Here is a 12,360-nt window from a genome sequence, read left to right on the forward strand (position 1 = left end):
GAGCTTCGCAGGACCGGCGCCAACTGAACCCGCGCGCCTACTTCAGCGACGCAATCAGCTGGCTGCGCTTGCTGATGCCGAGCCGCTCATAGATGACGCGGAAATGATTGCCGACCGTGTGCTCGGAAATCCCAAGACGCGACGCGATGGTCTTGTCCGGCAGGCCCATCAGCGCGAGATCGACCAGCTCACGTTGCCGGTCCGTGAGCCTGGCAAGGTCGAGCTTGGGCGCCGCGACCTGCTCGGTCGCAAGGAACAGCGCATGCAGCACCGGCGCGATCAGGTTGAGAGAGGTGCGCACGTGCTGCGGGTGGTCGGCCGTGACACCGGCAAAGCTGAGATAGGTGCCGGCATTGGCAAAGGGATCGATGACGCCATGGCCCGCGACGACGCCGAGCGACAGCTGCCCGATCTCATCAAGCTCGCGCGCGGTCGCAAACGGCGGCGGATCGGCCGGATCGAGAATGAACGCGGCCCTGTTATGCACCCACCACGCAAAGCAGCCGCGCGCGCCGAGATCGAAGCTCTCCTCGAGCCCGGCCACGAACGCATCCGGGTAACCCGACGTCACCAGATTACGCATCCGGATGCGGCCACCCGTGAGCCGGCCATACGCGCCGAGAAAGCGCTGAAACGGAAAGAACCGCCGCAACGGTCCCTCGACCCAGGCGAGAATCTGGGCTTCCGTCACGGCCCCACCGGGAACGGCGCCGAGGACATCGATCCATGCCTGCAGATTGGGGCCGGGCGATCCTGCCGGCTCTGGGCCAGTTGTGCTGGAGTTGTCCTCTTTCGCGCCGCGCACCGTCTTTTCCCACTCGCTTCTGCGGCTCAGAATAGCACAGCACGACGGCCGATGGCTTACGGCGAGGCGTGACCTTGGGTATTGTCTTCCCACTTCGGTATTGTCTTCCCAAGACCATCAACGTGCCCCTCGCGCCATGTCATCCGCCCTCGCAGCCTCGCTCACGCACGATTCGATCCGCGCGCTCCTGGCGCGCGACGATGACGATGCGGTCACGATCTTGCGCGACGCGGCGGCTGAGACAGACCAATTCCTGCGTCGAACCGCGATCGAGAGCATCGGCCGCCACCCGCGTGGGCAGGCGCTGCGCACCATCATCCTGGCTGCGCTGACCGACCCGTCGGACTATGTCGCCCGCACAGGGTGCAAGGTCGTGGAGGATTGGGCATGGGCCGAGGCTCATGATGTCGTCGCAGCGTTGCTGAGGAGTCCGTCGCATGCGACCCGGCACGCGGCCATCCGCACACTGGGCGCCATCTGGCAGGACACGGATTTCCAACCGCTCTTTCACATCTACACCAGAGATCCCGAGCGCGCGGTTCGCCGCGAGGCCGCATGGACCTTGCGCGAGCACGTGGGGACATCCGATTGGCTGCAACTGTTCGACGCGTTCCGCACCGACGATCCGCCGCGGCATCGCGTATGGGCCTGCGAACTCGCCGGCACATTCGGCCATTCGGCCTTCATTCCCCGGCTCGAAACACTCCGTTCTGACCGCGACGGCCACGTGCGCACGGCAGCGGCAACCGCCGCGGACGCGCTGTCGCGGCGCGAGCTGGGTCAGAGCGCCGAGACGAGCAGATAGCGACATGGTCGAGATGCCCACGCACGACGTCCATCATCTCATTCCACGCGGGAAGCATGACCTCGATCGCGCGCGGGCGGCCGTCGCCGCAGGCTATCCGGCGGTCGCACCGATCCTTGCGGAGCTGACGGCGTGCCTGCGGGACTGCAACTGGCCAGTGGCCCACATCCTCGCGCCCTTCCTGGCCTCGATCGGCGCACCGATGGCTCCCCACATCTGGAATGTCCTGACAGCGGACGATGACGTCTGGAAGTACTGGATCATCGGCACGATCATCCCGTCGCTTCCAAAAGATGTCGCTCTGCAATTTCGTTCGGAGCTCCAGCGTCTCTGCCACGCGCCGAAAGACAACGAGCGACAGGAGGAACTCGACCAACAGGCTCGCCTGGCGCTAGCGGAGTTCGGCTGGAACTAACCAGTGCAGAAAACGTAGGGTGGGCAAAGGCGCGCCCACGCTGTCTCGGCTCGTACACTGTGCTTCTCGCGCCGTGCCCACCATGACGTTCGCGCCCCCTGATGGTGGGCACGCGCCGCCTGCGGCATCGCTTTGCCCACCCTACTTGTCTGTTCGTTCTCGCGGGCGATCCCGCCGTCCGCCTACGCTCGCCTCCGCGTCACGCTCGGCTTGCGACATCGCAAGTCCACGCGCGTTATGCTCGCCGCTGATGCGACCAGGCGCGGCCCGCAACGCGACCAAACCCCATCGCCTCCCAGAAGCGCGCCGCGTCATCGCTGCCCGCATGGACGGTCACCAGCTCGACCTTGCCTGCTGCCACGTGCAGCAGCCCTTCCGCGATGGCCTGCGCCACGCGGCGGCGCCTGAAGTCCCGGTGCACGTAGAGCCGCCGCATACGCCAAATAGGCTGCTGGGCCGACGCCGGCTCGTCGGTGATTCCACCTATTGCAGCCAGCGCACCATTGACCCGCGCCGCAATCACGCGGTGGAACATCGCCGGGCTCTCGGTGAGTTCAGCCGCGAGCCGAGTCATGTTGGTGTGACCGCCGGCTCTCGCATCCACCTCGAGCTTTTCAAAATCAGCAGGCAACCGATCGTGGACAGTTTCAAGAACGATCGCCATGCTCGACTACCTTTCAGATCACGCCGAGCGAACCGTACCCAATCTTGACGTCCGGATCGAGGGCATCCGCCTTTGCGACTCACCCCGCAATTTTCTCGACCTCGCGATCGAGACCTGTTTTGCCTCATGACAGATCGGTCGAACAAGGCGAGACCGCGTGCGCGGAGGCCCGCGATTCGTCAGCCGGCTCAGCGACATGCTTCAATCGACATCATCCACCGAAATTTTCCACTTGCTTTATTTCCGAAATTCGGAAACAATGCGCGCATCCCGTCCTCATGAGAGGGGCGCTTCGCGATCGTCACGGACCGTTGAGGGTGGGATGCGATGGATGCGGCTGCTCACAGCGCGCGCTCGGGTAGCAACTCGGGGCCGGCGCGTGGACGAAGGAGCGGCCGTGTACGGCGAAATCGTATGGTCCTGGCCTCCCGACGCTGAGGTCAAGCCGGCGAACGATCTGCTGGCGACGGTGGCCAACACGCACGGCGCACCGGGGAGACTACGTATAAGCCGTTCCAACCATTGCGCAGGGAAGGCCGGATGCGCGGCCCACCTGTGGTGACTGCCGCCTGCTACTTCTTTTGCAGGCGGGCCATGGGTGTGGTCAAGCACCCGGCCTTCCCTGCCCCTCTTGCTGACGAGGGGACGAAACCAACGCATCACTCGGGCATGTCGTGCCGCGAGAACGCGAGTCGCTGCCCTTCCATATGCCTGGACGAGAGCAGAGATGGAGGTCTCATCGCGAACGGATGCCTCGACGACCTTGCCGCGGCGCGGCGTTGTTCCGCTCGGATGGTCCGGCCACCAACACGATCGCCCCCCGCGCGATGTGCATCGCGCAGAAGCGGCTGCTATACCGGCGATCATGACCTCGACAACTGGAACCGACCACGCGCCGCCACCGGCGGCGCCGACAGCTTCTCTCGCCCATGAGCTCTGGGAGACCATTCGGCTCGCCGCGCCGATGGCGCTGACGCAGCTGTCGCAGATTGCGATGATGTCGACCGATCTCGCCTTCATCGGCCGGCTCGGTGGCGATGCGGTCGCGGCGGCAGCCCTGGCGGGCACGGTGTATTTTGTCGGCTCGACCTTCGGCATGGGCCTGATGTCGGCAGTGGCGCCGCTCGCCGCGCAGGCGTTCGGCGCTGACGATGCCGCCCTGGTGCGGCGCGCGCTGCGCGTCGGCCTGTGGGCCGGCCTGGTCATCGCGCTGCCGATCATGCTGATCGCGCTGGACGGCGAAGCCATCCTGCTCGGGCTGGGACAGGCGCCGGGCGTGGCACATCTCGCACAGGAGTATCTCGCCGGCCTCGCCTGGGGGATCGCGCCGATGCTGTGGTTTCTGGCCTTGCGCAGCTTCATGGGCGCGGTCAACCGTCCCGAACCGGTGCTGTGGATTACGCTGGCGGCGATCCCGCTCAACGCGCTGCTGGTCTACCCGCTGCTGTACGGACTGTGGGGTTTTCCGCGGCTCGGCCTGACTGGCGTCGGGCTCGCGACCGCCCTGGTCAACACCGGCACGTTTCTCGCCGGCTTGTGGTTTGCAACATTCCGTCCGCCGTTCCGCGACTATCGCGTGCTGGCGCAGCTCGGACACATCGACTGGCGGCTGATGCGGCAGCTCCTCGTCATCGGCGCGCCGATCTCACTGTCGTTCCTGCTCGAATACGGCCTGTTCTCGGCCGCGGCGATTCTGATGGGCCTCATCAGCACGCCCGCACTCGCCGCGCATCAGATCGCGCTGCAGATCACGGCAATCCTGTTCATGGTCCCGTTTGGCATCAGCATGGCTGCGACCGTTCGGGTCGGTCATGCCGCCGGCCGCAACGATGCGCGCGGCGTGCGCCGCGCCGGCCTGATGGCGATGCTGCTCGGCCTTGCGCTCGCGGTCCTGTTCACGCTCGGCATCATCATCTTCAGGTTCGAGATCGTGCAGCTGTTCCTCGGCGCGGGCATGGCAGACGCCGAGGCGACGGTCGCGCTGGCCGCGACCTTGCTGCTGATCGGCACGACCTTCTTCATCACCGATGCGCTGCAGACCATCGCGGTCGGCGCGCTGCGCGGCATCAAGGACACGCGCATCCCGCTGCTGCTCGCCGTGCTCGGCTATTGGCTGATCGGCTTTCCCGCGTCGTACCTGCTCGGCCTCCACACCGCGCTCGGCGCGACCGGGATCTGGATCGGGCTATCGGTCGGCACCGGCATCTATGCAGCCCTTCTGGTGCTGCGTTTCCGGCGGCTGGCGCGATGACGAGACTACGCACTAGCCGTGTCAGGCGTCTCCTCGGGCTCGGGCCGATGCGGTTTTCCGGCCGATGCTCCTGCCCATTCGGCAACGACGCGCTCGAGATCGATCAGGTTCTGCCGCATCTGCTCAAGCGAGAAGCCGAGCGCGAAGAAGCGCTCGGCGGCATCGCCAGGCAGGCCCCGCGTGAGGCCCTCGCTGCGGACGGCGGCGACCTCCTCCGCATAGGCCTTGACCGCGACGTGGACCGGCCAGATTGCCGGCGGACCGGAGCCGTTGCGGATCGCAGCGGCAGAGCCGCGCAGATAGCCTGCGATGGCGTCGCTGACACGCGTCACCGGGCCCGACAACCTCGCCTGCAGCTCCGACGGCAGCGGCACCACGCTGGCGCGCCCGATCATCACCACGTCGTGGCGCAGCCGCAGGACGGTTCGCAGCAGCGGACCGGTGTCGGCGCCGGACGACAGCCGCGCGGAACGCTCGCGCTCGGCCTCGGCGCCGGTCGCGTTCAATGCGGTCAGCGCGGTGCCGATGCCGTCCTGGATCCGGTGCAGCGCGTCGTTGTCGCGGCCGCGCGACAGGCCAGCCAGCAGCTCGGTCATGGCGGCCGCAATCAGCTCCAGCAACCGGCCGGCAGCGCTCCTCATCTGGACGTGCGCGCGCGACGGCAGCACGATGAACGACACGGCCAGACCGGTGAGCGCGCCGACGGCGACCTCGAACACGCGGTCGACCGCCGAGCCGATGCCGTCGAGCTTGCCCATGGTCGGCACCAGCAGCACGATGACGGACGTCACCGTCGCCGCGTTGAGGCTCGGATTGATCGCGGCGATGAAGGCGAGTGGCGTCACCGCCAGGATCAGCATGCCGAGCAGCTGCAGCTCGCCGGAATGCGGAATGTAGACCGTGATGAGGCCGCCATAGAGCGCTCCGCCGATGGTGCCGAACATGTAGTCGCGCGTCGCCTTCAGCGAGCGTCCGACGCTGCCCTGCGTGACGATCAGCGAGGTCAGCACCGCCCACAGCGGCAGCTTCAGCTGAAAGGCCGTGGCGATCGCGAAGGCCAGCGTCGCCGCCACCGTGCCGCGGACGGCCAGCGCCATGTGTGGCTTGCGGGCGCGCACTTGGCGGAGCAGTTGCTTGAACGACGCCATCAATCACTCACCCCGAAAAGGACCAGCGCGATCCGGGCATGGCAGCTTCCCACCGGGACCGACCGGCTTGAAAGGCGGAATCAGTCTGCCTACGCTGGCTTCAACAAAGCGAGGAAACACGATGGCCCAGGAAACCGCAACGCTCGCCAGCTATGTCGCCGAGCTGAAATATGACGATATCCCGCCCGAGGTGCTCGACCGCGCCAAGGTGCTGACCCTCGACTTTCTCGGCAGCGCCATCCGCGCCCGCCGCGAGGCGGAATCGACGCCGTCGGTGGTGAAGATGCTGGCGGCGCTGAAGCTGGATTCGGCCGGCGAGGCGACCGTGTTCGGCGATTCCAGGACCTGGACCCCGGCGGTGGCGGCATTGCTCAACGGCACGATGGGCCATTCGCTCGACTTCGACGATACCCACGCCGATTCCTCGCTGCATCCGAGCGCACCCGTGGTGCCGGCCGCTTTCGCCGTCGGCGAAATGGTTGGCGCGTCCGGCCGTGAGGTGTTGACCGCGATCGTCGCCGGCTACGAGGTCTGTTGCCGGCTCGGCAACGCGCTCGACCCGACCTCGCATTATGCCCGCGGCTTCCACCCGACCGCGACCGCCGGCACCTATGGCGCGGCGGCCGCCGCCAGCAAGCTGTTCGGCCTGTCGGAGCAGCAGCTCATCTACGCCTTCGGAGTATCCGGCAGCCAGGCCGCGGGCTCGCTGCAATTTCTCGTCAACGGCGCCTGGAACAAGCGCTATCAGGTCGGGGCGTCGGCCATGAACGGCGTCATAGCTGCAACGCTGGCCAAGAACGACTTCGTCGGCGCGACCGAATCCGTCGAGGGCAAGCATGGCCTGCTGGTCGGCTACACCGATACGCCGCATCGGGAGAAGGCCGTCGCCGGTCTCGGCACGACCTATGAGACGATGAAGATCGGCGTGAAGCCCTATCCGAGCTGCCGCTACACCCATGCGGCGATCGACGCCATCATCGCGCTGCGCCGCGAGCACAATCTGACGCCGGACCAGGTCAAAAGCGTCGAGGTCGGCCTGCATCGCAACGGCATCACCCTGACGGGCGATGCCGCCACCAAGCGGCATCCGACCTCGATCGTCGGCGGCCAGTTCTCGATGTTCTTCACCGGTGCGCTGGCGCTCGACCAGGGCCGCTTCGGCTGGGACGACTACACGAGGCTGGGCGACACCGCGATCAATGCGCTCGCCGACAAGTTCGATGTCGTGCAGGACGACAAGCTCGAGCACGGCCGCAGCCATCCGTTCGGCGCGCGCGTCACCATCACCACCGAGGACGGCGTGCATGAGCGGCTGCACGACGATCCCTCGGGCGAGCCGACCTCGTTCCCCTCGGCGCAGGCGATGAGCGACAAGTTCATCACCCTGGCGCGGCCCGTCCTCAGCCGTCGTGCGGAAGACTTTGCCGACGCGATCCTGTCGCTGGAGCGGTTCGATCTGGTTGCGCAGGCGACCGCGCTGGGGAGAGCCTGAACCATGCGTCACTCGCCCCGCGTTGCGGCCATCACATCGCTGACGAGCTGCGCCACGCCATCGGCCTCCGGCGGCCAGTTCACGGTGCGGCCGAAGCGCGCGATGACGAGGCGCTCGGACGGAATGACGACGACATATTGGCCGATCGAGCCCTTGGCGAAGAACGCATCGCGCGGCCAGCCATGGGAGATGCGATAGTTGGCGCCAAAACTGTCGCCGCGATTGGTCCAGAAGCCGGCGCCGAGTCCGACGAAGGCACCGGGTGTCGGCGCGCTGACATATTCGACCCAGCCTTCGGGAAGGATACGGCGGCCGGCAATGACGCCGTCGTCGAGATACAGCTGGCCGAGCCGCGCCCAGTCGCGCGCAGTGGCCAGCATCTGGCTCGATCCCTCCGGCGTGCCGGCGGCGTCGAACTCGATCGTCACGCTGCGCATGCCGAGCGGATCGAACAGCTCGCGATGCGCAAAGCGCAGCACATCCGCCGCGCTGCCGCCAGTGGCATCGCGGATCAGATGAGAGAGGATGACGGTGTTGCCGTCGTGATAGTTGCTGACCGCCCCCGGCGTGGTCTCGAGCGGAATCGATTCGGCGAACGCGGCGCGATCGGCTTCGACGTATTTCATCCGATTGACCGGCTCGAGCGCCGACAACAGCGAGGCCTGCTGCGAGCTGCCGAGCGCGAGCCCCGCGGTGTGGCGCAGCAGGTGATCGACGGTGATGGCACGACGCGGATTGCCCTCGCTCTGCCACGCCGCGACCGGCGCGGGCGCGTGCAGCGCGAGCTTGCCCTGGCGGATGAGGATGCCGATCAGGGTCGCGGTCATCGACTTGGTCGCGGAGAAGCCAAGCAAGGGCGTATCCAGCGTAAAGCCCTGGGCGTAGCGCTCGGCGATCACCTTGCCGTCCTTCAGCACCACGACGGCATGGGTACGCCGGAACGGTGGCGCGTCGGGCTCGGCAAAGGCGCGATCGAGCGCTGCGGCGAGGGCTGGAGTGACCGGTGTCACGACACGCGGCGGGGCGATGTCGGGCAACAAGGCGGGCGTTGGCGCAGCCGGCCGGATGGCCGGCGAATCCGCCGTTTCGCCATGGTCCATATGACAGCCGAGCCCGTCGCGGAACACGGCGTGGCTGCGGCCAAGCCCGAGCAGGGTCACGGTGACATCCTTGGCGGCGCGATCGAGGCGGATGTCCATCGCCCAGGTCAGCAGCCCGGCACCGGGCATCGCGGCCTGCGTCTCCGACAAGATCCGGTCTGGATCGAGGCCGGAGACGAAAATCTCCGAGCACAGCACGCTGGCAATGAAGCCGGTCGCGACCTGGGGCACGTCGCGGGCGCGTGCGGCGCCGATGGCGAGGGCGCTCAGGGTCACGGTGGAGGCGAGAACGAGCAGCAGGCGGCGGCGGGTCATGGCAAGCTCCGGCAGTTGGACCTGCCGGACCACACCGCAACCGCAGCCCTGCGGCTCGCCGAATTCGAAACGGGCGCTGTCCGAAACCGGCGACGGCCTCGCCGATTTTGGAATTCCTCTGTGATTTCAATCCGGAGCTCATCACGCCGTCGACAGCCTCATGCGCCGGTACTCGGTCGGCGTCACCCCCGTCACCGCCTTGAAGGCGCGGTTGAACGGGCCGAGCGACTGGAACCCCGCGTCCATCGCGATGGTGATGACGGGCACCTCGGCCTGCGCGGGATCGGCGAGCGCGGCCTTGGCCTCCTCGATGCGGTGGTTGTTCAGGAACGTATTGAAGTTGCGGTAGCCGAGCTCGCCATTGATCAGCCGCCGCAGCCGGTATTCGGGAATGGAGAGCTTCGTCGCCAGCAGGCCGATGGTGACGTTCTCCTGGCGATAGATCCGCTCGTCCGCCATCAGCCGCATCAGCGCATCGACCAGCTTGCGGTTGGCGGCAGGCTCAGCCGCGTTGGCCACAGCCGCGGGCGCCTGCACGCTCGCCACGGCCGGGGGCGCCTCCGGAGCGAACACGTCCCCAGCCCCCACCTTGAGCAGCATCAGCGTCACCGCGCCGGCCACGGCCAGGAACATCGTCGCGTTGATCACATTGGCCAGCTCCGAGCCACCGCTGCCGATGGCCGCGATCTGCAGCAGAGCGTTCATGCCGCCATAGCCGAGCGCCGCCATGACGACGAAGGCGCGGACGCGCCGCCGCCGTTCGACGAGATCAGCCGACCACGTGCGGATCGTCTGCGCCAAGGTCAGGCCGACGAAGCCGAGCGCCAGCGCGTTGTTCGCGACGATCACCGCCCGCGCATGCCCGGATGGCCCGATCACCAGACAGCTGATCAGGCTGAAGCCGAACACCGCAAGCCAGATCAGGCCATGCCGCCAGCGCAGCGCGAACCCATCATCGAACAGCGCGCGGCAGAACAGCCAGAGCACGACGATGTCGGCGGTCGCGAGCGCAATCAAGGGCGCGGATGCGAGCGACGGCGCAGCAGCGCCGCCGATGTTGAAAGTCGCGGCGTGCGCGGCCGAGCCGAGCGCCAGCGCGATCGCAAGCCGCCCGACCAGCTGCCTGCCGAGGTCGCGTCCCAGCGACACGGCGAGCACCGCCAGCAATGCAATGGCGGCGGCGCGGAGCGCGAGATCGAGGCTGTCGAGCGGCATCGTCAGAGGTCCATTGTCAGCGGTGGAACACTAGGCCGGACCGCTCCTCCGTTCAAATCGCGGCCGCGCCGCGACCTCCTGCCCTGCCCTCGCCGCAGCAAAGCTGCTAAGCTCCCGCGACCACGTGTCAGGAGGGTCCCATGAGCTGGCAGCCATCGATCGATCCCGAATTCGGCGATCCCGCCTCCTGCGATGCGCTGGAGCACGTCATCGTGCCGCGCACCCGCGATCTCGGCGACGGCTTTGCGGTGCGCCGCGCGCTGCCGCATGGCCGGCGGCAGATGGTTGGCCCGTTCATCTTCTTCGATCATTTCGGCCCGGTGCAGTTCGTTTCCGGCAAGGGCATGGACGTGCGGCCGCATCCGCATATCGGGCTCGCCACCGTCACCTATCTGTTCGACGGCGCCATCATGCATCGGGACAGCGAGGGCAATGTCCAGGAGATCCAGCCCGGCGCGATGAACCTGATGACCGCGGGCCGCGGCATCGCGCATTCCGAGCGCACGCCCGACCTGCAGCGGCAGAACGGCCAGCAGATGCTGGGCCTGCAGAGCTGGATCGCGCTGCCGGTAGAGTCGGAAGAGATCGCGCCCAGCTTCCAGCATTATGCGGCGGGCGCGCTGCCGACGGTCAGCGACACCGGCTTCTCCGCGCGCGTGATCGCGGGCAAGGCGTTCGGAAAGGCCTCGCCGGTGACGATGGTCTCGCCCTGGTTCTATGTCGAGGTCACGGCGCAGGCCGGCACGGTGGTGCCGCTCGATCCTGACCATGAGGAACGCGCGATCTATCTGGTCGACGGCGAGGTCGAGATCGCGCGTGAGCGCCATGAGGGCCCGCGTCTCCTGATCTTCCGCCCGGGCGATGCCATCAGCGTGCACACGGTGAAGCCGACCCGGATGATGTTCCTCGGCGGCGACGCGCTGGAAGGGCCGCGCCACGTGTGGTGGAATTTCGTCTCGTCCAGCAAGGAGCGCATCGAGCAGGCCAAGCAGGACTGGAAAACCGGCCGCTTCGCCGCCGTTCCCCAGGAGCACGAGTTCATTCCGCTGCCGGAATAGGCTATTGCGGTCGCAACGCTCCCGTTTCGAAAGCCCTGTACGATGACCACGCTTCTCGCCAGCAATCTGCCGCTCCCGAAAATCGGCCGCGGCAAGGTCCGCGACATCTATGCCGTCGGCGACGACCGCGTGCTGCTGCTGACCACCGACCGCATCTCCGCCTTCGACGTCGTGATGACCGAGACCATCCCGATGAAGGGCGCGGTGCTGACGCAGATCTCGGCGTACTGGTTCAACGCGCTCGAAGGCGTGGTGCATCACCACATGATCTCGGCCGACACGGACGAGATCATCAGCGCCGTCCCGGAGCTCAAGCCGCATCGCGACGAAATTCTCGGACGCGCGATGCTGTGCAAACGCACCACCGTGTTTCCGATCGAATGCGTCATTCGCGGCTACCTTTCCGGCTCGGCGTGGAAGGAATATACGGCCCATGGCACGCTCGCCGGCGAGCAGCTGCCCGCGGGCCTGGTCGAGAGCCAGAAGCTGGAGCCGGCAATCTTCAGCCCGGCGACCAAGGCCGAGACCGGCCATGACGAGAACATCACCGTCGCGCGGATGCGCGAGGTGGTCGGCGACGAGACGGCCTACACGCTGGAGAGCATGACGCGCGCGATCTATACGCGCGGCGAGAAGCTGGCGCGCGAGCAGGGCATCATCATCGCGGACACCAAGTTCGAGTTCGGCCGCGACAAGGATGGCCACATCATCCTGATCGACGAAGTCATGACGCCGGACAGCTCGCGCTTCTGGGCGGTCGACGCCTATCGACCGGGCCAGCCGCAGCCGAGCTTCGACAAGCAGCCGCTGCGGGACTATCTCGATTCCGAGCGCAGGGCCGGCCGCTGGAACGGCGACGCCCCGCCGCCGCCGCTGCCGCAGAGCGTGGTGGATGCCACCAGCCAGCGCTATCTCGAAGCGTTCCGGCGGGTGACCGGGAGTGAGCTGAAGATTTGAGGGCTGCTTCGCACCATCGCCTGCTGTGAAGCTGGTGGGGACCCTCATGTTTGGACGTGACGTCGGAACTCGCACGTCATCGACGGTGCGCTCCCTCTCCCCGTTCTTCACGGGGAGAGGGTTGGGGTGAGGGGC

The 12,360-nt window shown here is 67.1% G+C and carries 11 protein-coding genes; 6 read left to right on the plus strand and 5 right to left on the minus strand.

Features of this window, described 5'->3' with window-relative positions; translation table 11 throughout:
- Window positions 1–37: 37 nt before the first annotated feature.
- Window positions 38–691 carry a helix-turn-helix transcriptional regulator gene (locus QQL87_RS36050; RefSeq protein ID WP_502871255.1) on the minus strand — a complete coding sequence of 218 codons (654 nt, stop codon included), beginning with the start codon at window positions 689–691 and terminating at the stop codon, window positions 38–40.
- A gap of 334 nt (window positions 692–1,025) precedes the next feature.
- On the opposite strand from QQL87_RS36050, the gene QQL87_RS36055 reads away from it, so the two are divergent.
- Both QQL87_RS36055 and QQL87_RS36060 read left to right on the plus strand, forming a co-directional pair.
- Window positions 1,026–1,610 (plus strand): HEAT repeat domain-containing protein, encoded by a 585-nt coding sequence (locus QQL87_RS36055; protein WP_284423829.1) that lies wholly within the window; start codon window positions 1,026–1,028, stop codon window positions 1,608–1,610.
- 4 nt (window positions 1,611–1,614) lie between these two features.
- Window positions 1,615–2,025: a DUF5071 domain-containing protein gene (locus QQL87_RS36060; protein ID WP_284423830.1), complete on the plus strand. Its 411-nt coding sequence runs from the start codon at window positions 1,615–1,617 to the stop codon at window positions 2,023–2,025.
- 235 nt (window positions 2,026–2,260) lie between these two features.
- Here the strand turns inward: QQL87_RS36060 and QQL87_RS36065 are convergent, their stop codons facing one another.
- Window positions 2,261–2,689, minus strand: coding sequence for a GNAT family N-acetyltransferase (locus QQL87_RS36065; protein ID WP_284423831.1), 429 nt, complete (start codon window positions 2,687–2,689; stop codon window positions 2,261–2,263).
- Between the two features lie 865 nt (window positions 2,690–3,554).
- On the opposite strand from QQL87_RS36065, the gene QQL87_RS36070 reads away from it, so the two are divergent.
- Complete coding sequence (locus QQL87_RS36070) at window positions 3,555–4,940, plus strand: MATE family efflux transporter (protein WP_284423839.1); 1,386 nt, start codon at window positions 3,555–3,557, stop codon at window positions 4,938–4,940.
- A 5-nt stretch (window positions 4,941–4,945) separates the two neighbouring features.
- On the opposite strand, the gene QQL87_RS36075 is transcribed toward QQL87_RS36070, so the two are convergent.
- Window positions 4,946–6,088 carry an FUSC family protein gene (locus QQL87_RS36075; RefSeq protein WP_284423832.1) on the minus strand — a complete coding sequence of 381 codons (1,143 nt, stop codon included), beginning with the start codon at window positions 6,086–6,088 and terminating at the stop codon, window positions 4,946–4,948.
- Between the two features lie 121 nt (window positions 6,089–6,209).
- On the opposite strand from QQL87_RS36075, the gene QQL87_RS36080 reads away from it, so the two are divergent.
- A complete protein-coding gene (locus QQL87_RS36080; protein ID WP_284423833.1) occupies window positions 6,210–7,580 on the plus strand; it encodes an MmgE/PrpD family protein in 1,371 nt (456 codons plus the stop codon).
- An 8-nt stretch (window positions 7,581–7,588) separates the two neighbouring features.
- On the opposite strand, the gene QQL87_RS36085 is transcribed toward QQL87_RS36080, so the two are convergent.
- Both QQL87_RS36085 and QQL87_RS36090 read right to left on the minus strand, forming a co-directional pair.
- On the minus strand, window positions 7,589–8,995 hold the full coding sequence (locus tag QQL87_RS36085) for a serine hydrolase domain-containing protein (RefSeq protein WP_284423834.1): 1,407 nt from the start codon (window positions 8,993–8,995) through the stop codon (window positions 7,589–7,591).
- 141 nt (window positions 8,996–9,136) lie between these two features.
- Window positions 9,137–10,210: a helix-turn-helix domain-containing protein gene (locus QQL87_RS36090; RefSeq protein ID WP_284423835.1), complete on the minus strand. Its 1,074-nt coding sequence runs from the start codon at window positions 10,208–10,210 to the stop codon at window positions 9,137–9,139.
- A 140-nt stretch (window positions 10,211–10,350) separates the two neighbouring features.
- Between QQL87_RS36090 and QQL87_RS36095 the strand changes: the two genes are divergently transcribed.
- Together QQL87_RS36095 and QQL87_RS36100 are read left to right on the plus strand one after the other, a co-directional pair.
- Window positions 10,351–11,268, plus strand: a complete 918-nt coding sequence (locus tag QQL87_RS36095) for a pirin family protein (RefSeq protein ID WP_284423836.1) — start codon at window positions 10,351–10,353, stop codon at window positions 11,266–11,268.
- A gap of 42 nt (window positions 11,269–11,310) precedes the next feature.
- Window positions 11,311–12,225, plus strand: coding sequence for a phosphoribosylaminoimidazolesuccinocarboxamide synthase (locus QQL87_RS36100; protein ID WP_284423837.1), 915 nt, complete (start codon window positions 11,311–11,313; stop codon window positions 12,223–12,225).
- Window positions 12,226–12,360: the final 135 nt, after the last annotated feature.

The sequence above is a fragment of the Bradyrhizobium sp. SSBR45G genome (assembly GCF_030159255.1).
In the GTDB taxonomy this organism is placed as follows: domain Bacteria; phylum Pseudomonadota; class Alphaproteobacteria; order Rhizobiales; family Xanthobacteraceae; genus Bradyrhizobium.

Bases quoted from the DNA above. Each gene is read 5' to 3' on its own strand.
- QQL87_RS36060 (WP_284423830.1), top strand. From the start codon at position 1,615: ATGGTCGAGATGCCCACGCACGACGTCCATCATCTCATTCCACGCGGG.
- QQL87_RS36065 (WP_284423831.1), bottom strand. From the start codon at position 2,689: ATGGCGATCGTTCTTGAAACTGTCCACGATCGGTTGCCTGCTGATTTT.
- QQL87_RS36070 (WP_284423839.1), top strand. From the start codon at position 3,555: ATGACCTCGACAACTGGAACCGACCACGCGCCGCCACCGGCGGCGCCG.
- QQL87_RS36075 (WP_284423832.1), bottom strand. From the start codon at position 6,088: ATGGCGTCGTTCAAGCAACTGCTCCGCCAAGTGCGCGCCCGCAAGCCA.
- QQL87_RS36080 (WP_284423833.1), top strand. From the start codon at position 6,210: ATGGCCCAGGAAACCGCAACGCTCGCCAGCTATGTCGCCGAGCTGAAA.
- QQL87_RS36085 (WP_284423834.1), bottom strand. From the start codon at position 8,995: ATGACCCGCCGCCGCCTGCTGCTCGTTCTCGCCTCCACCGTGACCCTG.
- QQL87_RS36090 (WP_284423835.1), bottom strand. From the start codon at position 10,210: ATGCCGCTCGACAGCCTCGATCTCGCGCTCCGCGCCGCCGCCATTGCA.
- QQL87_RS36095 (WP_284423836.1), top strand. From the start codon at position 10,351: ATGAGCTGGCAGCCATCGATCGATCCCGAATTCGGCGATCCCGCCTCC.
- QQL87_RS36100 (WP_284423837.1), top strand. From the start codon at position 11,311: ATGACCACGCTTCTCGCCAGCAATCTGCCGCTCCCGAAAATCGGCCGC.